Source organism: Streptomyces sp. NPDC060366 (assembly GCF_042725135.1).
Lineage (GTDB): Bacteria > Actinomycetota > Actinomycetes > Streptomycetales > Streptomycetaceae > Streptomyces.
This window is the reverse complement of the sequence record NZ_JBHXDC010000013.1, coordinates 12,648-39,045: the sequence shown is the minus strand read 5'-3', so window position 1 is coordinate 39,045 and position 26,398 is coordinate 12,648. Positions and strand designations below refer to the sequence as shown.

29 protein-coding genes and 2 pseudogenes are annotated in these 26,398 nt (G+C 68.1%); 13 read left to right on the top strand and 18 right to left on the bottom strand.

What is annotated here, in order from left to right:
• Positions 1-56: 56 nt before the first annotated feature.
• Positions 57-998: an MBL fold metallo-hydrolase gene (locus ACFWHU_RS27435; RefSeq protein ID WP_387227987.1), complete on the bottom strand. Its 942-nt coding sequence runs from the start codon at positions 996-998 to the stop codon at positions 57-59.
• 101 nt (positions 999-1,099) lie between these two features.
• Between ACFWHU_RS27435 and ACFWHU_RS27430 the strand changes: the two genes are divergently transcribed.
• Positions 1,100-2,038, top strand: a complete 939-nt coding sequence (locus ACFWHU_RS27430) for a cupin domain-containing protein (RefSeq protein WP_387227985.1) — start codon at positions 1,100-1,102, stop codon at positions 2,036-2,038.
• Between the two features lie 24 nt (positions 2,039-2,062).
• Here ACFWHU_RS27430 and ACFWHU_RS27425 read toward each other — a convergent pair whose 3' ends face one another.
• The 6 genes from ACFWHU_RS27425 to ACFWHU_RS27400 all read right to left on the bottom strand — a co-directional run bounded on the left by ACFWHU_RS27425 (position 2,063) and on the right by ACFWHU_RS27400 (position 6,432).
• Positions 2,063-2,431 (bottom strand): TetR/AcrR family transcriptional regulator, encoded by a 369-nt coding sequence (locus tag ACFWHU_RS27425; RefSeq protein WP_387227983.1) that lies wholly within the window; start codon positions 2,429-2,431, stop codon positions 2,063-2,065.
• 200 nt (positions 2,432-2,631) lie between these two features.
• Positions 2,632-2,940, bottom strand: a complete 309-nt coding sequence (locus ACFWHU_RS27420; protein WP_381904350.1) for an SCO5918 family protein — start codon at positions 2,938-2,940, stop codon at positions 2,632-2,634.
• A gap of 55 nt (positions 2,941-2,995) precedes the next feature.
• A complete protein-coding gene (locus ACFWHU_RS27415) occupies positions 2,996-3,400 on the bottom strand; it encodes a CBS domain-containing protein (protein ID WP_387227981.1) in 405 nt (134 codons plus the stop codon).
• Between the two features lie 46 nt (positions 3,401-3,446).
• Complete coding sequence (locus ACFWHU_RS27410) at positions 3,447-4,958, bottom strand: DEAD/DEAH box helicase (protein ID WP_387227978.1); 1,512 nt, start codon at positions 4,956-4,958, stop codon at positions 3,447-3,449.
• A gap of 318 nt (positions 4,959-5,276) precedes the next feature.
• Positions 5,277-5,480 (bottom strand): cold-shock protein, encoded by a 204-nt coding sequence (locus ACFWHU_RS27405; RefSeq protein WP_214930018.1) that lies wholly within the window; start codon positions 5,478-5,480, stop codon positions 5,277-5,279.
• A gap of 616 nt (positions 5,481-6,096) precedes the next feature.
• Positions 6,097-6,432, bottom strand: a complete 336-nt coding sequence (locus ACFWHU_RS27400) for a MerR family transcriptional regulator (RefSeq protein ID WP_078073466.1) — start codon at positions 6,430-6,432, stop codon at positions 6,097-6,099.
• 931 nt (positions 6,433-7,363) lie between these two features.
• On the opposite strand from ACFWHU_RS27400, the gene ACFWHU_RS27395 reads away from it, so the two are divergent.
• Together ACFWHU_RS27395 and ACFWHU_RS27390 are read left to right on the top strand one after the other, a co-directional pair.
• Positions 7,364-7,825 (top strand): SUKH-4 family immunity protein, encoded by a 462-nt coding sequence (locus ACFWHU_RS27395; RefSeq protein WP_387227975.1) that lies wholly within the window; start codon positions 7,364-7,366, stop codon positions 7,823-7,825.
• A 174-nt stretch (positions 7,826-7,999) separates the two neighbouring features.
• On the top strand, positions 8,000-8,770 hold the full coding sequence (locus ACFWHU_RS27390) for a transposase (RefSeq protein ID WP_387227973.1): 771 nt from the start codon (positions 8,000-8,002) through the stop codon (positions 8,768-8,770).
• Between the two features lie 10 nt (positions 8,771-8,780).
• Here ACFWHU_RS27390 and ACFWHU_RS27385 read toward each other — a convergent pair whose 3' ends face one another.
• Complete coding sequence (locus tag ACFWHU_RS27385) at positions 8,781-9,053, bottom strand: hypothetical protein (protein ID WP_387227971.1); 273 nt, start codon at positions 9,051-9,053, stop codon at positions 8,781-8,783.
• 282 nt (positions 9,054-9,335) lie between these two features.
• Positions 9,336-10,031 (bottom strand): hypothetical protein, encoded by a 696-nt coding sequence (locus ACFWHU_RS27380; protein WP_385804094.1) that lies wholly within the window; start codon positions 10,029-10,031, stop codon positions 9,336-9,338.
• 81 nt (positions 10,032-10,112) lie between these two features.
• Here ACFWHU_RS27380 and ACFWHU_RS27375 point away from each other — a divergent pair, with 81 nt between their 5' ends.
• Complete coding sequence (locus ACFWHU_RS27375) at positions 10,113-10,640, top strand: DinB family protein (protein ID WP_385804097.1); 528 nt, start codon at positions 10,113-10,115, stop codon at positions 10,638-10,640.
• 18 nt (positions 10,641-10,658) lie between these two features.
• On the opposite strand, the pseudogene ACFWHU_RS27370 reads toward ACFWHU_RS27375, so the two are convergent.
• Together ACFWHU_RS27370 and ACFWHU_RS27365 are read right to left on the bottom strand one after the other, a co-directional pair.
• Positions 10,659-11,495: pseudogene (locus ACFWHU_RS27370) on the bottom strand (IS5 family transposase).
• A gap of 65 nt (positions 11,496-11,560) precedes the next feature.
• A pseudogene (locus ACFWHU_RS27365) lies at positions 11,561-11,823 on the bottom strand (transposase); the annotation flags it as partial.
• Between the two features lie 358 nt (positions 11,824-12,181).
• On the opposite strand from ACFWHU_RS27365, the gene ACFWHU_RS27360 reads away from it, so the two are divergent.
• The 3 genes from ACFWHU_RS27360 to ACFWHU_RS27350 all read left to right on the top strand — a co-directional run bounded on the left by ACFWHU_RS27360 (position 12,182) and on the right by ACFWHU_RS27350 (position 17,072).
• A complete protein-coding gene (locus ACFWHU_RS27360; protein WP_387227968.1) occupies positions 12,182-13,402 on the top strand; it encodes a metallophosphoesterase in 1,221 nt (406 codons plus the stop codon).
• Positions 13,403-14,534: 1,132 nt separating this feature from the next.
• Complete coding sequence (locus tag ACFWHU_RS27355) at positions 14,535-15,332, top strand: PAS domain-containing protein (protein WP_387227966.1); 798 nt, start codon at positions 14,535-14,537, stop codon at positions 15,330-15,332.
• A gap of 216 nt (positions 15,333-15,548) precedes the next feature.
• The gene (locus ACFWHU_RS27350; protein ID WP_387227964.1) at positions 15,549-17,072 is read left to right on the top strand and encodes a family 43 glycosylhydrolase; all 1,524 of its coding nucleotides are present in this window, start codon (positions 15,549-15,551) and stop codon (positions 17,070-17,072) included.
• Between the two features lie 264 nt (positions 17,073-17,336).
• Here ACFWHU_RS27350 and ACFWHU_RS27345 read toward each other — a convergent pair whose 3' ends face one another.
• From ACFWHU_RS27345 to ACFWHU_RS27335, 3 genes are all read right to left on the bottom strand, one after another.
• Entirely contained in the window at positions 17,337-17,684 is a 348-nt protein-coding gene (locus ACFWHU_RS27345; RefSeq protein WP_385804555.1) for an STAS domain-containing protein, read from the bottom strand.
• Positions 17,685-17,776: 92 nt separating this feature from the next.
• Positions 17,777-18,226 (bottom strand): DUF2267 domain-containing protein, encoded by a 450-nt coding sequence (locus ACFWHU_RS27340; RefSeq protein ID WP_385804554.1) that lies wholly within the window; start codon positions 18,224-18,226, stop codon positions 17,777-17,779.
• Positions 18,227-18,261: 35 nt separating this feature from the next.
• Positions 18,262-18,693, bottom strand: a complete 432-nt coding sequence (locus ACFWHU_RS27335; protein ID WP_385804552.1) for an Hsp20/alpha crystallin family protein — start codon at positions 18,691-18,693, stop codon at positions 18,262-18,264.
• 128 nt (positions 18,694-18,821) lie between these two features.
• Between ACFWHU_RS27335 and ACFWHU_RS27330 the strand changes: the two genes are divergently transcribed.
• A complete protein-coding gene (locus tag ACFWHU_RS27330) occupies positions 18,822-19,484 on the top strand; it encodes a type III effector protein (protein ID WP_387227961.1) in 663 nt (220 codons plus the stop codon).
• A 79-nt stretch (positions 19,485-19,563) separates the two neighbouring features.
• On the opposite strand, the gene ACFWHU_RS27325 is transcribed toward ACFWHU_RS27330, so the two are convergent.
• Together ACFWHU_RS27325 and ACFWHU_RS27320 are read right to left on the bottom strand one after the other, a co-directional pair.
• Positions 19,564-20,073 (bottom strand): DUF2267 domain-containing protein, encoded by a 510-nt coding sequence (locus tag ACFWHU_RS27325; RefSeq protein ID WP_385804548.1) that lies wholly within the window; start codon positions 20,071-20,073, stop codon positions 19,564-19,566.
• Between the two features lie 633 nt (positions 20,074-20,706).
• Positions 20,707-21,558, bottom strand: a complete 852-nt coding sequence (locus ACFWHU_RS27320; RefSeq protein WP_385804546.1) for a phytanoyl-CoA dioxygenase family protein — start codon at positions 21,556-21,558, stop codon at positions 20,707-20,709.
• Positions 21,559-21,670: 112 nt separating this feature from the next.
• Between ACFWHU_RS27320 and ACFWHU_RS27315 the strand changes: the two genes are divergently transcribed.
• On the top strand, positions 21,671-22,675 hold the full coding sequence (locus tag ACFWHU_RS27315; RefSeq protein WP_385804544.1) for a LacI family DNA-binding transcriptional regulator: 1,005 nt from the start codon (positions 21,671-21,673) through the stop codon (positions 22,673-22,675).
• Here ACFWHU_RS27315 and gvpO read toward each other — a convergent pair.
• Entirely contained in the window at positions 22,645-22,965 is a 321-nt protein-coding gene (gene gvpO / locus ACFWHU_RS27310) for a gas vesicle protein GvpO (protein WP_387227959.1), read from the bottom strand. The genes ACFWHU_RS27315 and gvpO overlap by 31 nt on opposite strands.
• 128 nt (positions 22,966-23,093) lie before the next feature.
• Here gvpO and ACFWHU_RS27305 point away from each other — a divergent pair, with 128 nt between their 5' ends.
• The 3 genes from ACFWHU_RS27305 to ACFWHU_RS27295 all read left to right on the top strand — a co-directional run bounded on the left by ACFWHU_RS27305 (position 23,094) and on the right by ACFWHU_RS27295 (position 24,092).
• Complete coding sequence (locus ACFWHU_RS27305) at positions 23,094-23,348, top strand: hypothetical protein (RefSeq protein ID WP_387227957.1); 255 nt, start codon at positions 23,094-23,096, stop codon at positions 23,346-23,348.
• 50 nt (positions 23,349-23,398) lie between these two features.
• Positions 23,399-23,635 carry a hypothetical protein gene (locus ACFWHU_RS27300; protein WP_385804559.1) on the top strand — a complete coding sequence of 79 codons (237 nt, stop codon included), beginning with the start codon at positions 23,399-23,401 and terminating at the stop codon, positions 23,633-23,635.
• Between the two features lie 130 nt (positions 23,636-23,765).
• Positions 23,766-24,092 carry a plasmid stabilization protein gene (locus ACFWHU_RS27295; RefSeq protein WP_385804538.1) on the top strand — a complete coding sequence of 109 codons (327 nt, stop codon included), beginning with the start codon at positions 23,766-23,768 and terminating at the stop codon, positions 24,090-24,092.
• Positions 24,093-24,585: 493 nt separating this feature from the next.
• On the opposite strand, the gene ACFWHU_RS27290 is transcribed toward ACFWHU_RS27295, so the two are convergent.
• Entirely contained in the window at positions 24,586-24,978 is a 393-nt protein-coding gene (locus tag ACFWHU_RS27290) for a VOC family protein (RefSeq protein WP_385804537.1), read from the bottom strand.
• Between the two features lie 226 nt (positions 24,979-25,204).
• Between ACFWHU_RS27290 and ACFWHU_RS27285 the strand changes: the two genes are divergently transcribed.
• The gene (locus tag ACFWHU_RS27285; RefSeq protein WP_387227954.1) at positions 25,205-26,389 is read left to right on the top strand and encodes a zinc-dependent alcohol dehydrogenase; all 1,185 of its coding nucleotides are present in this window, start codon (positions 25,205-25,207) and stop codon (positions 26,387-26,389) included.
• Positions 26,390-26,398: the final 9 nt, after the last annotated feature.

Genomic DNA, 26,398 nt, shown 5'->3' with positions numbered 1-26,398 from the left:
CCGAGGGGTCGAGGGCTTCGAAGGGCGGCGGGGCGGTAAGCGGATGAGGTCACGGCTCACTCGAAGGCGGACGCACTCTTTTTCCGGCTGGCTGTTGCCCATGGGCCGACTGCGAACCTGTCACTGTCCCGTCGTACTTCCAGGGCCCCTGCGCCACCGAAGTGCGCGGGAACGAGCAGCTCCCGTTCGTCCGCCGCCCGCCCGAGAATCCGACGGCGGCTGGCCACCGCTTGCTCCGGGGCCAGGCAGGCGTTGCTGTTGCAGCAGGGGTGCAGGATCTGCAGCGGGCTGTGCAGCAGATCTCCGACGAAGACCGCCCGGTCGCTGCCGGATGCGAGTCGCAGCACGGATGAGCCGGGGGTGTGGCCGGGTGCGGACTCCAGGGTGAGGTGTTCGTCGATGCGGTGCAGGCCGTCCCACAGCACGGCTTGTCCGGCCTGGTGGATGGGCGCGATGCTGTCTTCGTAGATCAGGCGGTCGGCCTCCTGCGCGCCGTTCCCGTACGCGTTGTCCGGACCGTAGTGGAAGTCGTCGGCGGCCGGAATGAGGTATTGGGCGTTGGGGAACGCCGGTACCCAATGCCCGTCCGCGTCGACGGTGTTCCAGCCGACGTGATCGACGTGGAGGTGGGTGTTCACGACGAGGTCGACATCCTGCGGGCGCACACCGGCCCTCGCCAGGAGGCCGGGCAGATCACTCCGGGCGTGGTGGAACGGCCCCATGCCCGGTCGCTCGCGCCCGTTCCCCGCTCCGGTGTCGACCAGGACGGTCCGGCCCGCGCTGCGCAGCACCCAGCTCTGCAGGGCGAGCACCACCACGTCGCTGTCCGGCTCCCAGTGATCCGGTGCCAGCCAGTCCTCGTTGTCCTTCCATACGTCGGTGGCAGCTCCCGGGAACATGCCGGAGGCAGTCAGGAAGGGTTCGTGCCACTCAACGACGCGGATGACCTCGACTTCCCCCAGCACCATGCTCTGCACACGCTCGTTCTCGTTCGTCATGTGCTCGACCTTAAGAAAGATCGAACGAGCCTCTCAATGCGTGGCCAGCTCAATAAAATACGAATCCGTCTCACACTTCATGCGGTAGATATTCTGGCTGGATGGATGTGGTGAGTGACGCGATCTCCGCCGTGCACCTCGGGCACCCGTGGTTCCACCGGGTGCGAACGAGCGGGAGCTGGTGCATACGGCTGGACCCGTACGACGGCGCGGGCTTCCACGTCGTCCTCAAGGGCCACTGCTGGCTACTGACCGACGGCGGCGCCCCGGTATCCCTCGGCGTGGGTGACGCGGTGCTGCTGCCTCACGGCAGCGGCCATGTGATCGCCAGTTCTCCCATCGACTCGACGGTCGCTGCGGAGGAGGCGGTGCCCTTCGAGCAATGGCTTGTGGAGACAGGGCCACGAGCCCGGCCCGACCGCGACGGGACGGAGATGCTCTGCGGCAAGTACCGGCTCGACTGCAGCCGCATGCACCCGCTCATGGCAGAGCTGCCCGAGGTCGTCCACCTTCCCAGCCGAGTAGGCAGCCACCTCGAGCTCCGCGCCGCGATCGACCTGCTCGCCGGTGAGTTGGACGAGGTGCGGCCCGGCTCCTGCGTAGCGCTCCCGAACCTGCTCGACCTCCTCCTCGTCTACATGATCCGCTCCTGGATGACCGAGACCACCAGCGGGGCCTGGCCCCGCGCACTGGGCGACCCGGTGACGGCCGCCGCCCTGCGGGCACTGCATTCGAATCCGGCCGCGCCGTGGAGCAATGACCGTCTGGCGGCGGAGGCGGGCGTCTCCCGTCCCACCCTGGCGCGGCGGTTCACCGCCCTGGTCGGCCGCCCTCCGATGGCGTACCTCACCTGGTGGCGCGTGATCCGCGCCGCCACCCTGCTCCGCGACACCCCGGACACTCTGGCCACCATCGCCGACCGAGTCGGCTACGGCAGCCCGTACGCGCTCTCACATGCCTTCCAACGGGAGTTCGGCACTACACCAGGGCGGTATCGAGCGCAGGCCGCGGGACAACCCGCTGACGTGGAAACAAACTGACAGCAGGAACGAGGATCGTCACGATCAGCCGGGACGTCCGGGCTCCGCTCTCATCGCCAGCGAGCATCTCGTCGAAGAGCGGCCCTGCGAATGCTTCCATCGGTTCGGCGACGGCGGGTCCGAAGTCCGGGCGAGCAGTTTGTCGAGCCCGGCACACTGCGCGACTGTGATGGGCCTGGTCACGCGGCGGGCGACCGCGGCCAGGAGTTCCGCCTTCGAGCCGAAGTGATAACCGACAGCGGCCAGGGTCGCTCCGGCGAGGTCGGTGATCGCGCGGACCGAGGTGCCGCGGTAACCGCGCTCGGCGAACGGGATGTACCGCGTGGCGATCAAGGACATCAGTGCGAGGTGCTCGGCCGCGTCGAGGATCTTGGTCCGGGTATCGCAGCCCATGTATCCGCATTTCCGTTAGGTCGGGTTCTGCGGGTGCGGTGGGGATCCCCGAGATGGGCTGGACCTCTCGGCGACTTCAGCTACTCCGGTCACTGATCCAGCGTCGTGCCGAGAGTGCCTGGGTACGCGGTGAGGGTCCGACCGGCTTCCGGTCGGACCCTCACTCGTTGTTCTGGTGGCGGCGCGCGCCTGCCCGTCTGTCAGAGGGCCGCGGGGGCGCCGAGCATCTCGGAAGCCTGTTGGAACGGGTTGAGGACGCGCGTGGGCGCGGCGGCCGGAAGGCCGCGGCAGGTGAAGCCGAGCCGGGTCATGGCCCGCAGGACTTCGCCGGCGCTGAAGTCGCGGCGGTCCTGGCGTGTGACGACCTGTCCGACCTGCTTGACGGGGTAGGTGCGGCGACCGATGATCACGGACTCGCCGGAAGCCTGCTCGGGCTTGACGCCCTTCATCGATTCAAGGACGCCGCTCTTGGTGAGGTCGAACGGGAAGCGGGCGATGACACAGCGCATGATGCCTCACAGGGAGAGGAGCGAAGAGGGAATGGTTCTGCCGCGGTGAGGCGGTTCAGCGGGCAACGGCGAGGACGCCCGGAGCGCTGCCGTGTTCGTCGACGACCGGCAGGGCGTCGACCTGGCTGTAGAGGATCGTGTGCTCGGCTTCGGCCATGGTGGACACGGGACGGGTGAACGGTCCTCGGTCGCCGAGAATGTCGCGCAGCTGGATCCGGTCGGTGTACGCGGAGCTGTCACGGGCCGCGGTGAGCTGGGCCTGGGTGAGAAGTCCGGTGCACAGGCCGTCGTTGTCGCAGACGAGCAGGTGCCCGGTGCGGGCACTGGCCATGACGGACAGGGCGACCTCGACGGTCATGTCGTCACAGACCTGCGGTCCGCCGGTGTCCATGGCGTCGGCCGCCGTCCTGTGTACGGGAGTGGCACTCGCCGGGCGGGGCTGCATCTGAACCAGCGTCAAAAGGTGCCTCTTGCATTGGTGGGTCAGTTTCCTGATCACGAGGTTTTCACGCCGCCGCGTCGAAGGAGGTCTGCCGCGCTGTCATGCGCCGGGCAGCCGAAGAGGGGCTGCGCCGGCCGCGTGAGGACGTGCTGCGCTGACGCCGCTCGGGGGCCGGAGCGGTGATCGTCACGGGAATGCCGGAAGGGGCTTGTGCTCCGGTGATCCGGCTGAGTGCCTCATCGCCGGAGCGGACCTGGGTGATCTGGGGCACGATGCCGGCCGCTGCCATAAGGCGCGTCATGTCCCGGCGCTGGTTGGGGGTGACCAGGGTGACGACGCTGCCGGATTCCCCGGCCCGCGCGGTTCGGCCGCCGCGGTGGAGGTAGTCCTTGTGGTCGGTCGGCGGGTCGATATTGACGACGAGGTCGAGGTCATCGACGTGGATGCCACGGGCGGCGACGTTCGTGGCCACGAGCACGGTGACGTGCCCGGTCTTGAACTGGGCCAGGGTCCGGGTGCGCTGCGGCTGCGACTTCCCGCCGTGCAGGGCGGCGGCCCGCACCCCGCTGTCCAGCAGGTCCTGTGTCAGCCGGTCGACAGCGTGCTTGGTGTCCAGGAACATGATCACCCTGCCTTCGCGGGCCGCGATCTCCGTCGTCGTCCGGTGCTTGTCGGCGCCGTGGACGTGCAGCACGTGGTGCTCCATCGTGGTGACCGCGCCCGCGGACGGGTCGACGGAGTGGACAACCGGGTCGGTGAGGTAACGGCGGACCAGGCGGTCGACGTTACGGTCGAGAGTCGCGGAGAACAGCATCCGCTGGCCCTCGGGGCGTACTTGGTCGAGCAGTGCGGTGACCTGGGGCATGAAGCCCATGTCGGCCATCTGGTCGGCCTCGTCCAGGACGGTGATCGCGACCTGGTTGAGCCGGCAGTCGCCGCGGTCGATGAGGTCCTTGAGCCGGCCCGGCGTCGCCACGACGACCTCGGCACCACCGCGCAGCGCGTTGGCCTGCCTGCCGATCGACATTCCGCCGACGACGGTGGCCAGGCGCAGCCTCACCGAGCGGGCGTAGGGGGTGAGTGCGTCGGTTACCTGTTGTGCCAGCTCACGCGTCGGCACGAGGACCAGGGCCAGCGGCTGGCGGGGCTCGGCACGCTGACCGGCGGTGCGGGCCAGCAGGGCCAGGCCGAAGGCGAGGGTCTTGCCGGAACCGGTGCGCCCGCGTCCCAGGGCGTCGCGGCCCGCGAGGGTGTTGGGCAGGGTGGCGCCCTGGATCGGGAACGGAACGCTCACGCCTTGCTTGGTCAGTGTGGCCAGCAGTTGGGCAGGCATGTCGAGATCGCCGAACGCCTCGACCGCGGGCAGCGCGGGCGTGATCGTCTTAGGCAGGGCGAACTCTCCCTGGCCCGCTGCGGGCCGTCGGCCGTGGCTGCCCGAGCGGCCCGTGCCGCCGGAACGGGTCGGGGCGGGCGAGCTGAAGCGGGCGCCCCGGCCCGTTCCGGCGGTGGACCCGAAAGCGGGGCCTTCGGTCCGGCGGCGGCGGGAGGAACGGGCGTTCGTACGGGTGGGGTTCATCGAGAACCTTCCTTGATACGGCGCGCATCAAGGAATTCCCGCTGCAGAAGAACAGCGCGGGGAATCACAAGAACGAACCGACTGGGATGCGAAAAGAGAATGTGGCTTTGCAGTGAATCCGGTGCGGGGTGCAGGCGATGAAATAGGTGACGTCATGTGGACGTGAAATTCCATGCGTCGACCGGTGCAGCGCTGAAAAAGTGCGCACCTGAGGATAGGGCTGTTGGCGGCGCTGTTCCACAGGTGACACCGCCGTGGGAAATGCCCGTAGCTGGGGCCCACACCCCGAGGGTGTGGGCCCCAGCTACGACGTACACGTCAGGCGGGAACGATGTTCTCGGCCGTCGGGCCCTTCTGGCCCGTCGCGATGTCGAAGGTGACCTTCTGGCCTTCGAGCAGCTCACGGAAGCCCTCGGCGGCGATGTTCGAGAAGTGGGCGAACACGTCAGCGCCGCCACCATCCTGCTCGATGAAGCCGAAACCCTTAGCCGCGTTGAACCACTTCACAGTACCTGACGCCATGTCACATCTCCTTTAGGGGCAGTACGCCGGGACCCGTAATGCACGGATTCCGGGTCGCCGCGATGATGCCCCACCCGGAGAACAACCGGAAATACAATGAAGCTTCTGTCGGCCGAAAATGCCCACGCAGAAGCTTGAAGTTTTGGGTACCACAACTGCAACTGAGATCGACAGTAGCATGAGGTGGCGACCCGCGTGCGGTGAATAAATTCGCTCCGTTGGTTGCCGTAAAAACACTCCCCGCACTGCGCGTTAAACCCTCATCTCGCGGTTATAGATATTGCCCCGCTCGGAGCGTAGCGTTTCAGGAAAAGTGGGCACTGTTCAAGGTCGGAGGGCACAACTAATCCGACGGCACCGTCTCGCCCGGCGTCGGCCCCATCGGCCCGTGGCCGGTCTCGACACAGGTCGGAGCGGCGGTCAGTGGATGGCCAAAATGATGGCGATGTAGTGCGCAGTGAAGGGCTGCCACGGTCAGAGTGGGAACGGCCGCTCCGTCGGCATGCAGGAAGTCGGGCGCGTAGCGCACCGGTGCACCCTGCCACCAGAGGGACACCCCGGCGCCACATCCTGACACGCTGTGCGATGACCTGCGGATTCCGGCGGGCGCGCTGCCTCAAGCCACGGGCGGACCCGCCCCTTTGGCGGCGTTGCGATATTCGGCGTTGATGCGCTGGGCTTCCTCGAGCTGGTCTTCGAGGATGACGATGCGGCAGGCGGCCTCGATGGGGGTGCCCTGGTCGACGAGCTCCCGGGCACGGGCGGCGATGCGCAGCTGGTAGCGGGAGTAGCGCCGGTGGCCGCCCTCGGAGCGCAGCGGGGTGATCAGGCGGGCTTCGCCGATGGCGCGGAGGAAGCCCTGGGTGGTGCCGAGCATTTCTGCGGCCCGGCCCATCGTGTAGGCGGGATAGTCGTCGTCATCGAGCCGGCTGAACGAGTCGTCTGCTGTCATTTGCACCTCTCCGTTGAACGCGTGGAGGGGCCCGGGTGCCATATGGCACCCGGGCCCCGAAGGAACTGCTACACCATCTGCCGACCCAGATACTGCGCCGGCCTTCTGTTTCCGCCGACCCGACCTGGAAGTTGTCGGGGATGCGGGGATCGCGGTTGCTTGACCGGAGACCACCTCACTATCGATGTCCTGCGGTACCCGGGCTCAAGACTTCCGCCCGGGCGATCCTGATGGCGCTCAACTCCTCCGTTCTTCCCTCTGGGATCAATTACTTACCTACTGCTGGTACTGCGCACTGCTCTGCACCACTGGTGATGCGAACTGCTGGTGACCTGAGTGAGCGCCACTTCGACAGCCAGCCCCGTCGCCCGTCCTGCGTCTGCTCTGGCTTAGAACCCCACTGCCGAACCTCCCGGCACGCGCGCCCGCAGCCGACGCCTTCACCGAGGTGCTGCTCAGTTACTTCACTGCTGGTACCGCACTTGTTTCACTGCGGCACTGCTCGTGGCGGCCCCTGATCACTGCCGGCCACCCGGTCCGGCCGTCAGTCCCGTCACCGTCCTGCAATCGCTCTGGCTTCGGAACTCCACTGCCGTACCGTCCTGCGAACTGCAACTTCCGTACATCTGCCCGGCAGTTCGTCTCTGCCAGGCCCTGCTGTCTCTCTGGGCTACGAGAGAAACCATAACCACACCACCACCCAATGTCTACTCCGGCGGACATAGATTTCTGTACGCCGATCAGGGAGACAGTCGGCCACGACCGCAGACGGGCATCCCGTGGCCCCACTCCGGCCGGGGATACCCGCTCCGAGCAGCGCCGTTACGCAAGCCTTAATGCCACTAAAGGCTGTCCCGCAAGTGCGGCCGTGCCGTGACGCAAGAGCGGCTCGATAGGGTCAGGAGCACAGCCGACTGAAGAGGATCGTTCGATGGCGACGCACGGCCAGCTGGCTGAGTGGGCCGGTCCGGGGCATGTCACGCGAGCCGGGCGAGACGTTGTGGCCGGCTGGCGGATTCCGAGCTTCATGAAGGCACAGCTCGTCGAGGTGGGCATCCCGGTAGCTCCGCGCCTCATCGAGCGAGTCGTGATGCAGAGCGAGGTTGAGCCGGCCCTGCTCTCGTCCAGGGGCCCGCTCTACCGTCTCACCGAGCAGGCAGACCTCGATGATCAGGACGAGCGGTCATCGTTCGGTGTCGAGCCGGAGGCCGGGGCGGTCTACTTTGTCACGCCGGATGGGGAGGCATGGTTCGCCAACTCCGGTGTCGGCGTGTGGCTCGACGTCCTTCACTGTTACGCCAGTCGCGTCAGAGTCTCAGAGCTTCTCAGTGAGCCGGACGGCCCCGAGGAGTACCTCTCCGAAGACGAGGAAGGATGGCTTTCGCCGAGTTGAACCGGCAGGCCGAGGAGCTGAAGGAGATCGACCCGCCAGCCTTCAAGGGCTATGAAGGGTTCCTCTGGCCAGGGTTGCTGGACCGCTGGCTCTACTGACCTCGGCGGGCAGATCCAGGGCCCGTAGATCTGAACCGTGCAGGGGTGCCAGGACCACGGCTGAGATGATCTCCATGTGGGGGTTGTGATCACGGCGTCGGAGCCGTCATGGATAGCGCCGTACTCCGGGCTGAGTCCGAAGCAGTTCGGGAAACTGATCACCATGCTGCGGGCCGGATGCCCGCCCTTGGTCCACAGGGGCCGTCCGTGGAGTCTTCCGCTGGAAGACCGGGTGTTGCTGGTTGCCGCGTACTGGCGGACTAACCTGACCTTACGGCAGTTGGCTCCCTTGTTCGGGATTTCGAAATCGGCTGCGGGCCGAGTGGTGAGCCACCTCGGGCCCCTACTCGCGCTGCGGCTGCGGAGCCGCTTCCGCAGAGACACAGTGCTGATCGTGGACGGCACCCTGGTGCCGACACGGGACCACAATGTGGCGGAGCAGTCCAAGAACTACCGCTACTCGACCAACCACCAGGTCGTCATCGATGCCGACTCACGCCTTGTCGTCTCTGTCGGACGGCCCGTGCCCGGCAACCGCAACGACTGCAAGGCGTGGGAACTGTCCGGAGTCAAGAGCTCGGTCGGCAACACCACCGTAATCGCCGACGGCGGCTACCGCGGCACCGGTCTCATCATCCCGCACCGCCGAGAACCCGGCCAGAGCGAGCTGCCGGCCTGGAAGGAAGCCCACAACACCTCCCACCGGAAAGTCCGCGCCCGAGTCGAGCACACCTTCGCCCGCATGAAGACCTGGAAGGTCCTCCGCGACTGCCGCCTGAAAGGCGACGGCGTCCACCACGCCATGTTGGGCATTGCCCAGCTGCACAATCTTGCACTGACCCGGTGAGCGAGAGGGCTCAGCCCGGCTCGGTCGGGCCGGAGCCCGCCGGCTTCGAGGGCCTCTGGTGCCCGCACTCCAGCCGCTCGCCGTACTCCAGGACGACCTTGGTCGGGTCACCGTCCTCATAGAGCCACACCGTGATGCCCTCCTGGCAGACAGCGATAGAGAAGCAGACATCGATCCCCGCAGCCTCCGGAGCGACCACGAAGGCCTCCCCGGGCTTCAGCCAGTAGTCCTCACCGTACGGTTCGACGAAGAGCCAGAGGTCGCTGGCGCCCGCATTCTCCACGGGTAACCAGCTGCGTCCCACGTGTCCCCCAAGGCCCGTTGCTTCATGCATGAACCTCTACACGCTATCCACCCAGCCGCACCGGCGCCTTGGCGGCCCTCGTCCCACCGACTCTTTGCGGGACAGCCCTTGGGGAGCGTATGTGGTTGCGATCACCAGGCGGTCCGGGTGAGTTCTCTGAGCCAGATCATCGAGACGCGCAGGTTGAGGCCGGCGAGGTGGGCTGCGACGGCGCCGTCCCCAAGTCCCTGTCCCGCACGGGGCCCCGTCGCCCGTGCCTTCCTAGATCGTGCCGCTCCACGCCCGGCGGTTCTCCCGTCGGCGCACATGGCCGCGCCAGCCCGCGAGCAGCGTCATGCCCGTCCACGCGGCGACTCCCGTGACGAGGCCGCCGAGCCTGCCTTCGGGGTCGACGTCCGCGGCGTCCTCCAGCGGGACGGCGCCTTCCGGGTCCCGGAGGATCTCGATGCGGTCGCCCACCCGGTAACCGGGGTTGCTTCCCCGGTACTCGAGGGTCTCGTCGAGTTCACCGCCCGGCCCGACCAGTGTGAACCGGTGGTTCTTGCTCGCCGTTCCCGCCGCGCTGTCCGCAGTGATCGTGACGGTCTCGCGGACGCCACGTCGGTCGAGCGCCGCCTCGGGGGCGTACTGGACGGACCCGACGAGAATGAAGAGCGCGGGGACCACGGAGAGGACGGCGAGCCACCACGCCCTGTGGAGCAGCCGCAGCACGATCACGAAGACCAGGCAGCCGAGCACGCCCGCCGCGATCGGGATGAAGTCCAAGCCCAGCGTGACGTAGGCGAGTCCGGTGTTGCCGGCGGCGATCCCCCAGGCGACCAGCAGCACCCAGAGCGTGGCGAGTACGGACGCCCCGGCGCTCCTTCCCGTGCGCTGCCCACCTGGAGCGGGCACTCCGGCCCCGGCCGCGTCCCCGACGCCGCCCGCCACGGGCGCGTTCATCCTCTGATCACTCATCCGCGCAGCATACGAGGCGGCCGGAACGCCGTACCACGTGGCCCGGGACCGGTGTCAGCGGCGTGTGCCAAGGTGCCGTACATGACGACCACACCCGACGGACGCCCGGTCCCGCCCGCGCACGCCGACGAACGCACCATGCTCACGGCCTGGTTGGACTTCCACCGGTCCACTTTGGCGCTGAAGTGCGCGGGCCTCGACGACACGCAGGCGCGCAGGACGGCCGTAGTGCCCTCGTCCATGACGATGATCGGCCTGGTCCAGCACCTGGCGGAGATCGAGCGGAACTGGTTCAGCCGCGTGTTCGCCGGCGAGGACGTGGCGCTGCTGTTCGGGGACCACGGCGGGTTCGGATTCACCCTCGACCCGGACCGGACCCTCGAGGAGGCGCTGGTGACCTGGCAGACGGAGGTGGAACGCAGCCGTGAGCTGATCGCCGACGCTCCGCTCGACGCCCCCGGCAGGCTGTCGGAGGAGAACGCCGCCGTCCTCGGCGAGGACAGTGTGTCCCTGCGCTGGATCCTGATCCACATGATCGAGGAGTACGCCCGTCACAACGGTCACGCGGACCTGATACGCGAAGCCGTCGACGGCGTCACGGGCGCCTAGGGAGCGTATGTGGTTCGATCACCAGGTGGTCCGGGTGAGTTCTCTGAGCCAGATCATCGAGGCGCGCAGGTGGAGGCGGGCGAGATAGCTGTCGGGGTCTTGTCGTAGCGGGTGGCGATGCCTCGCCAGGCTTTCAACTTGTTGATCAGACGCTCGACGGTGTTCCGCTCTTTGTAGAGGTCGGCGTCGTGGCTGACGGGCCTGCGGACCCGTATCTTCTTCAGTACCGGGATGAACTGCGGATTGTCAGCGGCCTGCCCCGCGGTCAGGATGAACGCCAGCGGGCGGCACTTCCGGTCGCCGGCGACATGAATCTTGCTGGTCTGCCCGCCCCTGGAGCGTCCGAGGAGGGCGGCCTTCAGCCGGAGTTCGCGCCGTCGCCGGATGCGTCGTCGCTCTTCCCGCTGAGGGTTGCTTTCGGTCCGCTGCCCGGTTTGTTCGTCGCGGTCGCCCCCTTTGACCTGGCCTTCTCCGCCTCGGCGGCAGCCTTCTCCAGAGCGGTGAGGACGTCCTCGTCCAGGTGCATGCCGACCGCATCGTGATGGGCCCGCGCGGTGGTGGAGTCGATGCTGACCAGGGACAGGGTCCACCTCGCCCCGCTTCGCGGCCTGTGCGATCACGCCCTCCATCAGGGCTCTGAAAACTCCGGCGTCACGCCACTGCCGGAAGCGGTTGTGGACGGTCGACCAGGCGCCGAACCGTCGGCATCTCCCGCCACTGCCCGCCCGTTTTGAACCGCCAGATCACGCCCTCGAACTGTTGCCTCAGCCGCTCGGGGTACGGGCCGTACTCGCCGATCGGCAGATACGGCTCGATGAACTCCCACTCTGAATCAGTCAGTTGCGCGCAAGTCACCCAAGAAGGTGTACCTGTCCAGGCCCCGCCACGCAGGCAAAACTCGCAGATTGATCACGACCCAATACGCTCCCTAGGGGACGACGCAGTCGGCCGACGTCGATCCGGCCCTGGTTCAACCCGACGTAGGGAGAGCCGTGGCCCGACGGTGTTTCAGCGCGAGGGCCAACTCGACCAGCGACCGCATGGGCCCGTCCGTGCACAGCACCGCGTCCGTCAGCTCGAACAACGCGTCACCGCGGGCAGTCAGGCAGTCGTAGAAGTCGGTCCGGAAGCGTGACGCCTTCGCGAACACTTCCCCGGGACCGGCATCAGACAGCAGACTCACTTCACGGCCTTCGTCTTGATCGGTACACCTTGGTCGGAGCACATGATCAGACGAAGGCCGCCTCACTGTCCGGCGAACACCCAGGTGAGAGGTCTAGTTCGAGGCCCATTTCGATCTCGGATCGCAGAAGAAGGCTAAGCCGTCGTTCCGTCGACCGCGCGCTCGATTGGCGGCAGTACCAAGCCGACGCAGTAGCACCCTGATCGCAGCTCATGCCGACGAAAATGTCTGCGGCGGCGTCTTGCCATCTCGCGGAGGGCCCTTCGCCCTAAAGGGCCGAGCATATGAACGCCGGTCCGGTCGGCCCAAGGCGACCGGATACAGTGCGCGAGACGGCAGCCTGGTCAGGAGGCGAAGCGTGACCGACACCAGCGACACCCGGCCCGCCGAGGGCGAAGCGCAAGCGCCGCGGCGGAGCCGACTGCGCCGCCTGATGCGCTACATCCCTCTGATCGCTCCCATCCTGCTCTGGGCCGTGCCCTGCTGGGTGCTCCTGTACACCGGGCAGCACTGGCCGCTGCCCGTCACGCTCGTCGGCACACCTCTGTTCGCCCTCGGTCTTGTCGGTATGCCGCTCGCGATGGCGCGCGGCCACGGCCGGCGCCAGCAGGATCGGGCGGCGATCGTAGGTGACACCCTGCTGGGCACCAGCTGGGTTTTGTTCACCTGGTCCGTTCTGATCGGCGTCCTCTTGCGGCTCGTCCTGACCGTGGCCGGGGTCGGCGAGGGTCAGGACCAGGCCCGGACCGTCACCTGGACCGTCCTCGCCGTCAGCGCCGTACTGCTCGGCTGGGGGTACGCCGAGGCCCGTCGCGTGCCGCGCGTGCGCCGACTCGACGTGCGACTCCCACGGCTGGGTGCCGGGTTGGACGGCCTCCGGGTCGTCCTCATCACTGACACCCACTACGGTCCGCTCGATCGTGCTCGCTGGTCGGCACGGGTGTGCGAGACGGTGAACACTTTGGAAGCCGACCTGGTCTGCCACACCGGCGACATCGCGGACGGCACCGCCGAGCGCCGCCGCGCCCAGGCCGTGCCACTCGGTACCGTGCGGGCAACCCGGGCCCGTGTGTACGTCACCGGGAACCACGAGTACTACAGCGAGGCCCAGGGCTGGGTCGACCTGATGGAGGAGTTGGGCTGGGAGCCGCTGCGCAACCGCCATCTCCTGCTCGAACGTGGCGGCAACACCCTCGTGGTGGCCGGCGTGGACGACGTCACCGCCGAGTCCTCTGGCCTGGCCGGACACCGAGCCCACCTCGCCGGAGCCCTGGAGGGCGCCGACCCCGATCTGCCCATCCTGCTCCTGGCCCATCAGCCCACGTTCGTCGACCGGGCCGCGGCGGGCGGTGTCGACCTCCAGCTCTCCGGACACACCCACGGCGGCCAGATCTGGCCCTTCCACCACTTGGTCCGCCTCGACCAGCCCGCCCTCGCCGGACTCAGCCGCCACGGCGCGCGCACTCTCCTCTACACCAGCCGCGGCACCGGTTTCTGGGGCCCGCCGTTCCGAGTCTTCGCCCCCAGCGAGATCACCCTGCTTGTACTCCGCTCCCCGCACCCCACCACCTCGCCCTAGCCTCAACCACATCACGAGGCATCAAGGCCACCTCTGGCCTTTCGGCTTCATTCAAGGGTGGGGGCAGCGTGGTGCGGCCTGGATCCTGGAGCGTTGGTGCCGAGTCGTCGGCGGTCGTGAAAGGCCATTCGCGTAGGTCAGCGGTGATCAGCCACTCGTTGGGGCAGTTCAGCGCCTTCGCTGGTCTCTTCTGATGCATCTGACCAGCAGGACTCATTCGGTCTGCACTCAGCGTCACCTGTCCCCGTCGCCCGTAGGCGTTGACAGGGTCCGACCTGCCCGACAGTACGCCTGACACTCCACCAGAATGAGCGTTAAATGAGCGTCATTTCAGCGTCGAGATATCGCTCGCAACGCCCACTAAAACCGCAGGTCAGGAGCCCTTTGCGGTCGGCTCCAGGATCGCCACGCACTCCACATGGTGCGTCATCGGAGAGATGTCTGCCTGAGCAAGGCTCAGAAAGGACCAAGTCAGAGCCCTTTTCTCGACTCGCCGTCCCGTCTGCGGGCGCCCAGAGCGTCAACCGAACGTCATGAAGGATGTTCCCAGCGCAGCCGTGGTTAGGGGTCAACACGGTCTGGACGTCTGATCCACCGCAAGCCAGGAAGCCGAGGACCAAGGCAGATGCCGATGCCGGCCGCCTCGGCCGAGGTTCGAGTTGCCAGTTCGGCGGAGTCTCGCGGTTGCGTTAAGCGAGCGGATCGTCTGGCATGGGTGATGCATACCGGTTCCCCGGAGGCGATCGGGGCGCCATCTCCACGGGAGGCATCGCTGCGTCAGGGAGGACCACGTAGGCCCTACGAGTGAAGAACAGATTCTATGGCGCCCGGGGACGGAGCGTCTGGCGGGTCGCCAGCGTGCGCCAGTGACAGTGTAATCGGGTCCGCTCGACGGACTGCATCGGCGGAAAGAACACGACTAAGGCGTACGGCCTGAGCCAAGGGCTGCGCGAACAACTGATCGGCGCATGGGAGCTGGTCTCCTACACCGAGGAGGCTGCAGACTGCGGAGAGGCACGGGCCCCACTAAGCGAAAATCCGGGCGGCCTCATCATGTGTACACCGCCGACGGATACATGTCTGCGCAGCTCCCTTGAGGTGTGCCGTGGAAGAGTGAGCAGGCGAGGTGCGAGTGGCCCCGAACCACAGCGGTGAACTCGGCGGCGAGGTCGATGCGGCGCTGTTGGATGTGCTGTTCACGCAGACGCCGGTCGCGCTGTTGATCGTGGACGCAGAGCTGCGCATTCAACGCGTCAACACCGCCTCCGGCGGCATGACCATCGAAGGTCTGGTCGGTCAACCGGTGGCCAAGGCCATCAACGCGACCGATCCCGAAGGCGTAGAGGCGATGGCGCGCGCCGTGCTGAACAGCGGTGTACCCGTCTTCGACCGTCTCGTGCCAGGCCGTCCGACCGCCGAGCCAGACACCGAGCACATCTACTCGATCTCAGTGTTCCGCCTCCAAGACGGCAATGGTGACGTACTGGGCGCTGTGATCTCCTTGATCGACGTCACCGAACGCGAGCAACGGCAGGCACGTGGGGCTGTGCGCGATGCGGCCCGGAAGAAGATCGGCAGTTCTCTCGACGTGATCACGACCTGCTGTGAACTCACGGACGTGGCCGTACCGGACTTCGCGGACACGGCGATGGTGGATGTCCTGGACACGGTGATTCGCGGGAACGAACCCCCACTCGGGCCGCAGCGCCGCGCCCTCTTGGAGAGGCAGCAGCCTTTCCGGCCGCGAGCCAGTCACTCGTGCACCGCTGTCACGACTGCGAGGCCGGCCCCGTCAAGACGCGCAGCCCGATTCCCTCATTCCAGATCTAGGGAAGGGTCATCGTGCACAGATCTTGGTGGCCGTATGGTCTTCCACCTTCGTCAGTGTACGAACCGGCGGTCGGAACATCCGTGTCGGATCGTGCGCTGAGCGTTCGTCGGCCCTGGTGGACGGCTGACGGGACGTCGGTCGCGGGACCGGTCTGAAGTTGTTCCACGGACGGCGCTCCCAGCGGGCGGGGCGGCTCGGTCCCATGTTCACGCGGGGCGGCCCCGCCGCGCTTGTACAACGTTGGAATCGGCGGTACAACTCCCGTGCACCTCCTGCGCCACACCGTCAATGGCATCGCATGGAAGGGCACACCTCATGAGACTCGTACGGCTCGACCGCCGCCCAGGCCGTCTGGCGCGTCCCCTCACCGCGCTCCTGGTTCTCTTCCTCGGCGCGGGCCTCAGCGCCGGCGCAACACCTGCCCACACGGCACCCGCCACCGCAGCCCCCGCCGCAACGGCCATCAGCACCGAAGCCCCCACCGACGCTCCCGCCGGCCCGGTCGCCGCCGGCCGGTTCCGCAATCCCGTGAACACCGGCGCCGACCCGACTCTCGTGCACCACCAGGGGAGCTACTACGTCGCCACCACCCAGGGCGACGCCCTGCGCATCTGGAGGTCGCCGAGCATCGCCACACTCCTGACCGCCGACGCGAAAGAGGTCTGGCGCGACAGCGACCCCAGCCGTAACCAGCAGGTCTGGGCCCCCACACTGTTCCGCTCCGGCGACCGGTGGTACCTCTACTACACCGCCAGCGACGGCCAGGACTCCGCGCACCGGATGTACGTCCTGGAGTCGGCCGGCACCGACCCCATGGGCCCGTACCACTTCAAGGCCAAGATCGCCGCTCCCGGCAGCGACCGCTGGGCCATCGACGGCGAACCCTTCCAGTTCGGCGGCCGGCTCTACTTCGCCTGGTCCGGCGAGCGGGACGACGGCGTGCGCAACCAGCTCTTCCTCGCCCCGATGAGCAACCCCTGGACCCTCTCCGGCGCCCGCGTCCACCTGCCCGCCGCCGGCAACTGCCCCGAGGTGCGCGAGGGTCCGACGCCGCTCACCAACAGCGCGGGCCGGCTCTTCCTCACGTACTCCGCCTGCGACACCGGCAAGCCCGACTACGCGGTCTGGGCGAAGTCCCTCGCCCCGGGCGCCAACCCCCTCGATCCGGGCAGCTGGCGACAGGAGCCGGGCCCGCTACTGTCCCGCGACGACGCCGACGGCGTGTACGGCCCCGGACACCACTTCTTCTTCAAGTCCCCCGACGGCACCGAGGACTGGATCGCCTACCACGCGAAAAGCACCTCCACGGTGACCTACAACTGGCGCACCACCCGGGTGCAGAAGATCGGCTGGACCTCGGCCGGCACGCCGGCGCTCGGCTCACCCGTGTCGCTCGGGTACACCATCGACCTGCCGTCGGGCGATCCCGGCCCGGGTACCCGCGCGATCAACGACACGGACCTGGGCACCGGCGACTTCCAGGTCTCCTACGGCGGCGCCTGGTCGTCCGGTTCCGGCTGCGCCGTCCAGTGCTTCTGGGGCAACGACCACTGGAGCGGCGCGACGAACGCCACCGCCACCTTCCGCTTCACCGGCACGCGCGTCGCGCTCCTCTCGGTGAAGGACACCGGCAACGGCATCGCCGCAATCTCCGTCGACGGGGGGCCCGAGCAGCGGGTGGACTTCTACGGCACACCCCGGGTCGGCGAACAGCTCCAGTACGTCAGCCCGGCCTTGACCCCGGGCGCACACACGCTGACCATCCGGGTCACCGGCGAACGGAATCCCGCCGCCAGTGGCCCGGTGATCAGCGTCGACCGTGCGGAGATCTATCCGTAGGCCCGCCGTACGTACGGGTGCGGTAAGGGAAGCACCACCTCCGTGGTTCAGGACGCACGGATGGCAGTATCCGGCCTGAATCTCGGCGTTAGTGTTGCTCCCCTGCAGCTGCTCCGACCAGAGCATGAGATAGGGCGCGCACGGGACCGGCTGATTCCAGCTCGCGCTGAGAACCACCACCACGAGTCGGCCGGCAGGCTGACGTTCCTCAGACGACCCCGGTTGATGTCTGTTTCGGGCACGAGCTCGGCGATGGCGGCCCGGCTACTCCGGGGTGAGGACGGGGAAGAAGACTTCGGCGCCGGTGAGTTGCAGGAGATGGCGGACGGCGGTACTTGGGGCCAACAGGTGGACGCTTCCCTCCTTCTCCTGTGCCAGGAGGCGGGCCCTGAGGAGGGTGTTGAGGAACGTGGAATCGGCAAACGTCACGCCCGCGAGGTCGAGGACGAGATGGGGATGCCGGCTCAGCGCATGGTCCACCGCCTCGGACAGCGGGCCGGCGCCGACGAGATCGGCTTCACCCGTCACCTCGATCACGCCAGGTCGACCGTTGTGCAGTGTCACTTTCATCGCCGGCTCGCCGCGCGCTGCTGGGGCTCTGGGTGTCTCCATGGATTCCTCCGGGCGAGATGTTGGCTCCAGTCGTGGAGGCCGTGTCCCGCCCGGAGAGTCCGGGCGGGACACGGCCTCGCCCGCCGGATGTGTCAGGCGGCCTGGATGAGTTCGGCGCGGCCGAACAGGAGGGCGTAGCCGGGCGGGAGTTGGGCGAGGACGCGGTCGAGGAGGTCGTCGCCGGCGAGGTGTGCGATCACGGCAAGGACCGTGCCCACGTCCCACCGCGTGGTGGCGGGTGTGCCTCCGGTGCGCGTGGCCAGTTCCTTGACGAAGCCCCAGCCGGTGAGAGTTTCGGTGCCGGCGGGCTCGGAGTTGAGGATCCGTGCGGCCTCGGGGGGCAGGCACGCGGCGAGTTCGCCGCGCTCGTCGGCACGGAGCTGCCTGCCGAGTGCCGCCAGTACGACGCGCGCCGCCTGCTCGGCCCGCTCCCGGGTGGGGTACGCGCCTTCGTACCTCACCCGTTCGAGCATCTGGTCGTACGTCGTCACCGGCGCCGACGGCGCTGCCTGGGGGTGCATCGGGCGGATGCCTTTCTTCATCGTTGAGTTGGGGACTGTGACGGTGGTGAGCCTGTTCAGGTGCGCAATTCGTTGCGCCGTGCTCCCGCACCGACGCTGATCTTGCGGGGCTTGGCGCGTTCGGCGACGGGGATCCGCAGGGTGAGGACACCTGCGTTGTAGTCCGCCTCGATGCGTTCCGGGTCGAGTGTGTCGGCCAGCACGACCTTGCGGGAGAAGACCCCCAGGGGACGCTCGGAAAGGTCCATGCGCACGTCGTCGGAATTGGCGGCGGGCCGTCGCTCGGCCTTGACGGTCAGCAGGTTCCGCTCCACGTCGATGTCGATCGCCTCGGGGGAGACGCCGGGCAGGTCCAGCACGATCACATAGGCGTCGCCTTCCCGGTAGGCGTCCATCGGCATCGCGGACGGCTTGGACCAGGTACCGGTCGCGCCCATGAGCTGGGAGAGACGGTCGAGTTCGCGGAACGATTCGGTGCGCATCAACATCGCGAAACACCTCCAGTTGGTTCGGGCAGAAACTGCCAATGCGCTGCGGCTGACACCGTTGTAACATGTCATCGAAACGATGACAACTGTGACGTCATCTAAAGGGTGACGCAACGAATGGAGTGACCGTGCCCGCAGCAGACCAGCCCTCCCCGCCTTGCGAATCCACCACCACCCCGGCCACGTTCCTCGCCGCGTCGGCGGCCCTGCACGCGATCGACGAAGCCGTACAGACCGCCAAGCCTCCCGAAGGCCCCCCCGGTGAGAAGACCGGCGCCAGCAGCGAACAGGCCCTGGCCGCCCTGCTCCTGCTCCGCGAAGTACGAGAACGACTCGCCACCTGGGAACCCGGCCTGATCGAAGCCGCACGGGAGGCCGGGGCCAGCTGGGCCGATCTCGCGGGCCCCCTCGGCGTCGCCAGCCGCCAGGCAGCCGAACGCCGATACCTCCGCGTACGCCCCGGCTCCCCGGGCACCACCGGCGAACAACGCGTACAGGCCACCCGCGACCGCCGCGCAGGCGACCGCAGCGTCACCCACTGGGCTCGTGACAACTCCTCCGACCTGCGGCAGCTCGCCGGCCAGATCACCGCCCTCACCGGCCTCCCCCCGGACGCCCGATCCCGACAGGCCCTCCTCGCCACCGCCCTCGCCGACAACGACCCAGCCGCCCTCGTGGCCCCGCTCACCGCCGCCCGGCCTCACCTCGAAGCAAGCCACCCCGACCTCGCCGACCGCGTCGACGCCATCACCCGCCACACCGACCACCTCCGCCACGACAACACCAGGTGAGTCAACGACGGGGCGCGTAGAAGTCGGTCAGCCACGTACCTCAGGGCATCCTCTCGATCATTGCCGCTTCGATCTGCGGTCAGCACCCTGCCGTTGCAAGGCCCTTCGGCGTCCGGGGAACCACTAGAGAGGCGGGTGGGGCGGCGCTCACGCGCTCTTGCCGCGCGACCTGCGTGAGCTCGGCGCGGCCGAACAGGAGAGCGTAGCCCGGCGGCAGTTGCGTGAGGACGCGGCTGAGGACATCGCTCCCGGCGAGGCGGCCGACGAGGGTGAGAACCGTGCTGGAGTCCCAGCGGGTGGTAGCCGTGGTGCCGCCGGTGCGCGCGGCCAGTTCCTTCACGAACTCCTGGCCGCTGAGGGGCTCGGCCGGCGCGGCGTCGCTGAGCAGACGAGCGGCTTCGCCGGGCAACCGGGCGGCGAGGGAAGCGCGTTCGCCGCCGGCGAGTTGCCCTCCGAGGGCGGCGAGAACGCCGGCCACCGACTCTTCGGCTCTCGCACGGGTGGGATACGCGCCTTCGTAGCGCACCATCTCAAGCATCCCCTCGAACGTCATGATCTCCGATGGGCCTGTTGTGGTCTGGGCGTGCATGGGCAGATGCCCTCCTCGTCGTGGGGTGTTCTCGCCAACAAGGAAGACAGAGCCAGCTGTTCCGCGCCGTTGCGGATGTCCTGTCGTCCTCCGGTCCTGACGGACCGGGGCCTCGGCAATTGGCGAGGAGTCGCGCTCGCCTACCCGATCCTGCGGGCTATGAGATTCTCGGCGTCCCATCGAATCCACCAGCGCCAATGCCGCCACGTCGGGTGCCCCGGCACTCGCGGCCCATGCGTGAGACCCCTGGAAATCTGGCGGCCGGGAATGGAAGCGGAATTCGAGGCGATCCGGCGCCCGCTTTCGTTTCGAAGCCAGCCGCCCCTGGAGTCGCCGACGCGGCAGGTGAAGTGCACGCCCTGCTCAGCCTCGGCCCCCACCTCCGCAAGAAGGAGTGGTCGACGCCGACGCTGGTCGGCCAAGCAGCCTGCGATGCAAGCCCCACCGTGAACTCTTCGCCCGGAACGCGCCCGTCATCTACCAGATGGTTCGCGCCCCCGCCGCCGCCCTGCTCACCGTCCGACCGGTCGGCGCGCCGCTCCGGCCGCCGACATCTGCGGCAGGCTCAGCGGCGAACTCGCGGGCGACCGACTCCCGCCGCCGTCCCGGGACTCGGGCCGGTGCGGACATAGGTTACATGTCCCCCATGACCAGCCCCTCGATGGTGTGCTTCTGCGTCACCGGGACCAGTGTGCCGACGACGGGGCAGCACAGGTGCCGGCGGACCCGTTCGGGCAGCGACTCCCAGTACGGCCTGGTGACGGCCGTGTCATGCCGGTCGCCATTGGTGGCCTCGGGGCCGTCGATACCGAGGACGAGCACGGGCCGCGCCTTCGGCGAGTGGTTGGTCGTGCCCCGGTGGATGGTCAGTGCCGTGCGGGCGGAGATGTCACCGCGCCGCGGGAATTTCCGTACGGCGCGCTCCTCGTACCGCGGGTAGTGCGACTTGGGCGGGAACATGCCGTGCTCGAACTCGTCACTGTCGTCCCAGTGCGTACCGGTGGCGATCTCGAAGGGACCCATGTCCGGCTCGGTGTCGACGGTGGTGACGTTGAAGGCGAGCGACGTGAGACGGCGCTCCGCGCGGGTCTCCGCGGGAGTGGGGAAGTCGCGGTGCCAGGGCTGGTTGACCGCCCCTGCGAGGGGGACGTCGAAACCCAACTCGACGATGCGGTAGTCGGGGCCCAGGAAGGCTTCCGACAGGGAGCGCACCCACGGGTGGTCCACGAGCTCGACGAAGCCGCGGATCTGCTCGGGATGGATCTCGACGTAGTAGCGGTTCGGCCCGCGGCCGACGGCGCCGCCGGGCCGGGCGCGGGCCTCCTGGAACGCTGCTTCGACATCCTGTCCCAGCTCGTCGGCCCAGGTCGTCGCGAAGGCGCCCTTGCGGGCCGTGACTCCCTCCCGGTACAGGGCGTCGACGTCGGTCGCCACATCCGACGCGGGGGAACCGCTCGTGGCGGGGGGCGGGTCGGGCGTACTCATACGGGCCTCCTCGAAGACGGTATGTCCGACCATGGTGCATCGATGCATGCAACGTTGCAATCCCCGTAGCGGGGATACGTTTCGCGGGCGGGCGTCATGGAACGATGGGCGGGTGACCCGTCTGAAGGATGTAGCCGCCCGTGCGGGCGTGTCCGTGCGTACCGTGTCGAACGTCGTCAACGGCACGGCGGCAGTGGCCGAAGACACGCGAAGGCACGTCCAGGGCGTGCTCGACGAGATGGGCTACCGGCCCAATCTCGCCGCGCGCAATCTCCGCGGAGGGCGCACGGGGCTGATCGGCCTCGCCATTCCGGAGCTCGCTTCGCCGTACTTCGGCCCACTGGCCGGACTGCTCGTCGAAGCGGCCCAGCGGCGCTCGTGGACCGTGATCATCGATCAGACACACGGCGACGCCCGTGCCGAACTCCGCCTGCTCGACCCTGCTCGCGGCAGGGTGGTGGACGGGCTGATCATCAGCCCGTGGACCCTCAGCGCGACGGAACTCAGCACCGCGGCGCGCTCGATTCCCGCCGTCCTGCTCGGCGAGCGTCACCCCCAAGGGCTCGTCGACCGGGTGGCGGTGGACAACGTGGGCGCAGCGGACCAAGCCACCACGCACCTACTGCGATCAGGCCGGCGCCGTGTCGCCGCCCTCGGACTCCAGTCCCACCTGCACAACGGGACGGCCGAGCAGCGGCGAGCCGGTTACCGCCGGGCGCTGGCCCGCGAGGGGCTGCCAGCCGATCCTCTCCTGGAGGCCGAGGTCCGGGCCCTGCACCGCGCCGATGGGGCACGGGCGATGGCCGACCTGCTGGACCGCGGCGCCGCCCCGGACGCGGTCTTCGCCTTCAGCGACGAGCTGGCCCTCGGCGCCATGCACACAGCCCGCCTGCGCGGTATGAGAGTGCCGGAGCAGATCGCCTTCGTCGGCTTCGACGACATCGAGGACGGCCTTTACGCGAACCCGGCGCTGAGCACGGTGGCGCCGGACAAGGAGCAGATCGCGGAACGGGCCCTGCAATGCCTCGCGGACCGCATCTACAGTCCGGGCAACACCGTTCCGGCCCTTGACGTCATCGTTCCGCATCAACTGCTTCTCCGCGCGAGCAGCGATTGAGTGAGACGCGCCGAGGAAGAGGAACGACCCTTCGGCCACCGACAACTGGCCGGCCTTCGCCGTGCAAGCCCGCGGCAGCGGCGCGGGAGCTCCAGCACATCGACGTCGACGTGCCAGCCGTCGTCGTTCCGCGAGACCGCGGAGACGCCTTTGGGCCGGTGCCTGATCAGCTTCCCCAGACTCTGACACGCGCGTTCGGCCGCCTCCTCCGCTCCCCTCAGGCGCTCCTTGCCCGCGGAGGAACGGGTGGATCGGGAGGTCCGGGCATGCCCGGCACGCTGCTCTGACATGTCCCCAGCCTCCCGACCCCGTGGCGGCTCCGCATGCGGTGATGGACCGAACGGGCTGCCACCGGCAACCACACGAATGGCGGCTTGGCGAGGTCCGGAGGACAGTGGATGAGGGAGTGCCCACCGCGATGCGGGCAGCGCTCGCTGCCCCGTCGCCGGGCCACTCACAGACATTTCCCCTCTTCGTTCTGGAGGATCCGGTGGTCGGGGACGCCCTGGGCGTGATCCGCAGGCAGGTGCACGACGACCTTCGGCGCTTCAAGGAGTACATCGAGGCGCAGGGCCGGGAGAACGGGCAGTGGCGGGGAACCATCAGCGGCAGCCATGTGAATCCGGACTCGGACCATCCGCCGCCGCAGGTGCCGAACTGGCCGAGCGGCTGAGACAGCCCGTACGACACGACAGTGCGGGGCCGAAACGGAAGGTCGAGGCGTTGAGGGAATCATCGAACGGTGACCCGGGCGGCGAACAGGCGAAGATCACCCCGCCGAAGACATGGGCCGCCGGTGTCCCGGCCGTCGCCCACGCCGTCCAGTACTCCCTCGGGGAGACCTGCGCCGCCACCTACCACCCCGAGGCCAACGTCCTCGTACCGCTGGACAGCGTGGCCGACACCAGCAACACGCCGACCTCCAAAGGGATCGTCGTCCGGCTGGAACCCCGGGGGTGACATCAACGGTCAGCCTCCCGCCGTCCTGCGGATGCGGGCGGCGGACGGAGCCACGAGGCTGAGACGGAAATAAACGACACCGGAGCGAGGGCATCCGAGCCGCTCACGTCGTACAAGGAGGATAAGGAACATGCCGGCTGGATCAAGCCCCAAGCGGGAGCGTCAGTACGAGCACATCAAGGAGGGCGCCGAGAAGCGCGGCACTTCCACGGGTCGGGCGAAGGAGATCGCCGCCCGGACGGTGAACAAGGAGCGGGCCCGCTCCGGCGAGTCCAGGACCGCGAGCAAGGTCTCCACCCGCGACAGGAAGTCCGCGTCCCAGCGCGGTGGGGAGCACTCCCACAGTGGCGCGCAGGGCCCGACTCGCGACCAGTTGTACGAAGAGGCCAAGAAGCGCAACGTCGAAGGCCGCTCCTCAATGAACAAGCAGGAGTTGCGCAAAGCGCTCGGCCGCTGACCCCCTGCCGATCACGCACGCTCTCCTGGGCACTCCGTCATCATGACGCGCCCCGCACTCGCTGGGCGCGTCGGCCGAGAGGTGGACCATGGTCTCTTCCGTGGCCCGCCCCCTGATCGCCCTGCGCCGGATCCTGCCCGACCGCGTCTTCGACACCGTCATCTCCAGCGCCGTCGGCCTGCCCCGCTAACCAGCCGTGAGGCACACTCGCCAGGCCATGCTTCCCGAACCTCAGTGACAAGCAGCTCTCTGTAAGAGAATTGGCGCTCGGTCAGGTTGAGCGCGGGGGCCCGGGGCCCGAGGTCGGCGAGCTTCAGCGACCATCCGCACGATCTTCGTGCAGACGACCAATGAGGCGGTCCGCACCCACCTGGACGTCCTCGCGGACATGCCCCGGCTGTTGACGCCGCAGTCGACAGCGCGATTCGCAGAAACCTGCTTTCCCACACCCAGGGGTGCTCGTAGCGCACCGCTGCCGAGGAGGTGCCCCGGATCAGCCGTCGAGGTAGTTCGCTCGTCCCTCCGAGTCGAGTCCCACCGAGCCTTGAGGGATGACGCAGAACTCGTTGCCCTCGGGATCGGCCATCACGAGGAAGCCGCCTTCCGTGTACTGCTCAAGCCATCGCCCGCCCAGCGCCTCGATACGCTCCCGCTCGGCGACCGGGTCCGGAGAGGCCAGGTCCACGTGCGTACGGTTCTTGCCGGGCGTCGGCTCGTCGACTCGCTGGAAGCCCAGGACCGGTCCGTCGCCTTGGGTGAGCCAGACGTACGGCCCGGTCCGGGATGCGATCGCGCTGCCGAGGAGTTGCGACCAGAAGGCGGCGAGGCGCTCCGGGTCGTGGCAGTCGATCACGATCGCTCTGATGTACGAGTGATTGCCCGTCATGGTCCGATGTTCTCCCCTTTCCCACTGAGCTTCCCTGCGGCGGGTCGTCTGCCCGCCATGTTGGCTCCCACGAGGGCGCGATCACCGTGTGAGTGCGCTGTTCCTTTTCTCTGTTACGAGGGCTTTACGGGTGTTTCAACCAGGAGGGGCGGGTACTCGTTGCCACCGACGGGGATGTCGAGCGACAGCGAACAGAACCGCGACAGCACACCGAAGGAGCGGCAACATGCGCGCACTGACCTGGCAGGGCAAGCGGGACGTCCGGGTGGAGACCGTTCCCGACCCGCGGATTGAGGACCCGACCGACGTCATCGTCAGGATCACCTCCACCGGCATCTGCGGTTCGGACCTGCATCTGTACGAGGTGCTTGGGCCCTACCTCGACCCGGGAGACATCCTCGGCCACGAGCCGATGGGAATCGTGGAGGAGGTCGGCCCCGAGGTGACCTCCCTGACCCCCGGGGACCGGGTCGTCATCCCGTTCAACGTCTCGTGCGGGCACTGCTACATGTGCGACCAGGGACTTCAGTCGCAGTGCGAGACCACCCAGGTGCGCGGGCGCGGAATGGGCGCCGCACTCTTCGGCTACACCAAGCTGTACGGCCAAGTGCCCGGCGGCCAGGCGGAGTTGCTGCGAGTACCGTTCGGCGACAGGCTGCCCGTCAAGGTTCCGCACGGCCCGCCGGACGACCGCTTCGTCTACCTCTCGGACGTCCTGCCCACCGCCTGGCAGGCCGTGGAGTACGCCGCCATCCCTCCCGGCGGCACGGTCACCGTCCTCGGGCTCGGCCCCATCGGCGCGATGGCCACGCGGATCGCCCAGCACCGCGGCGCCGGCCTGGTCGTGGGTGTCGACCTCGTACCCGAGCGTCTGTCCCGGGCCGCCGCACACGGTGTGAAGTGTCTGGACCTGCGCCGGCACGGCAAGGACCTCGGCGACGCCATCCGCGACCTGACCGAGGGGCGCGGCACCGACGCCGTGATCGACGCGGTGGGCATGGAGGCACACGGCGCGCCCCTGGCGAAGGCCGCCCACTGGGCTGTCGGTCTGATGCCCGACGCCGTGGGCGAACGTCTCATGGGCACCATGGGTGTCGACCGGCTCAGCGCCTTCCACGCGGCGATCGACATCGTTCGTAGGGGCGGCACGATCTCCCTGTCCGGCGTCTACGGCGGCGCAGTGGACCCGCTGCCGATGCTGACCATGTTCGACAAGCAGATCCAGCTCAGGATGGGCCAGGCCAACGTCAAACGCTGGGTCGACGACATCCTGCCGCTGCTCACCGACGAGGACCCGCTGGGCGTTGACACCTTCGCGACGCACCGGCTGTCGCTGGAAGAAGGGCCGCAGGCGTACAAGACGTTCCAGGACAAGCACGACGGGATGATCAAGACGCTGCTCGTTCCCTGACGAGCGAGC

Coding starts and splice junctions, on each gene's coding strand:
- ACFWHU_RS27430 (WP_387227985.1), top strand. CDS start 1,100: ATGGATGTGGTGAGTGACGCGATCTCCGCCGTGCACCTCGGGCACCCG.
- ACFWHU_RS27395 (WP_387227975.1), top strand. CDS start 7,364: ATGGCGACGCACGGCCAGCTGGCTGAGTGGGCCGGTCCGGGGCATGTC.
- ACFWHU_RS27320 (WP_385804546.1), bottom strand. CDS start 21,558: ATGAGTACGCCCGACCCGCCCCCCGCCACGAGCGGTTCCCCCGCGTCG.
- ACFWHU_RS27375 (WP_385804097.1), top strand. CDS start 10,113: ATGACGACCACACCCGACGGACGCCCGGTCCCGCCCGCGCACGCCGAC.
- ACFWHU_RS27400 (WP_078073466.1), bottom strand. CDS start 6,432: ATGACAGCAGACGACTCGTTCAGCCGGCTCGATGACGACGACTATCCC.
- ACFWHU_RS27410 (WP_387227978.1), bottom strand. CDS start 4,958: ATGAACCCCACCCGTACGAACGCCCGTTCCTCCCGCCGCCGCCGGACC.
- ACFWHU_RS27295 (WP_385804538.1), top strand. CDS start 23,766: ATGCCGGCTGGATCAAGCCCCAAGCGGGAGCGTCAGTACGAGCACATC.
- ACFWHU_RS27425 (WP_387227983.1), bottom strand. CDS start 2,431: ATGGGCTGCGATACCCGGACCAAGATCCTCGACGCGGCCGAGCACCTC.
- ACFWHU_RS27340 (WP_385804554.1), bottom strand. CDS start 18,226: ATGAAGAAAGGCATCCGCCCGATGCACCCCCAGGCAGCGCCGTCGGCG.
- ACFWHU_RS27380 (WP_385804094.1), bottom strand. CDS start 10,031: ATGAGTGATCAGAGGATGAACGCGCCCGTGGCGGGCGGCGTCGGGGAC.
- ACFWHU_RS27435 (WP_387227987.1), bottom strand. CDS start 998: ATGACGAACGAGAACGAGCGTGTGCAGAGCATGGTGCTGGGGGAAGTC.
- gvpO (WP_387227959.1), bottom strand. CDS start 22,965: ATGTCAGAGCAGCGTGCCGGGCATGCCCGGACCTCCCGATCCACCCGT.
- ACFWHU_RS27420 (WP_381904350.1), bottom strand. CDS start 2,940: ATGCGCTGTGTCATCGCCCGCTTCCCGTTCGACCTCACCAAGAGCGGC.
- ACFWHU_RS27290 (WP_385804537.1), bottom strand. CDS start 24,978: ATGACGGGCAATCACTCGTACATCAGAGCGATCGTGATCGACTGCCAC.
- ACFWHU_RS27345 (WP_385804555.1), bottom strand. CDS start 17,684: ATGGAGACACCCAGAGCCCCAGCAGCGCGCGGCGAGCCGGCGATGAAA.
- ACFWHU_RS27335 (WP_385804552.1), bottom strand. CDS start 18,693: ATGTTGATGCGCACCGAATCGTTCCGCGAACTCGACCGTCTCTCCCAG.
- ACFWHU_RS27405 (WP_214930018.1), bottom strand. CDS start 5,480: ATGGCGTCAGGTACTGTGAAGTGGTTCAACGCGGCTAAGGGTTTCGGC.
- ACFWHU_RS27285 (WP_387227954.1), top strand. CDS start 25,205: ATGCGCGCACTGACCTGGCAGGGCAAGCGGGACGTCCGGGTGGAGACC.
- ACFWHU_RS27350 (WP_387227964.1), top strand. CDS start 15,549: ATGAGACTCGTACGGCTCGACCGCCGCCCAGGCCGTCTGGCGCGTCCC.
- ACFWHU_RS27305 (WP_387227957.1), top strand. CDS start 23,094: ATGCGGGCAGCGCTCGCTGCCCCGTCGCCGGGCCACTCACAGACATTT.
- ACFWHU_RS27325 (WP_385804548.1), bottom strand. CDS start 20,073: ATGCACGCCCAGACCACAACAGGCCCATCGGAGATCATGACGTTCGAG.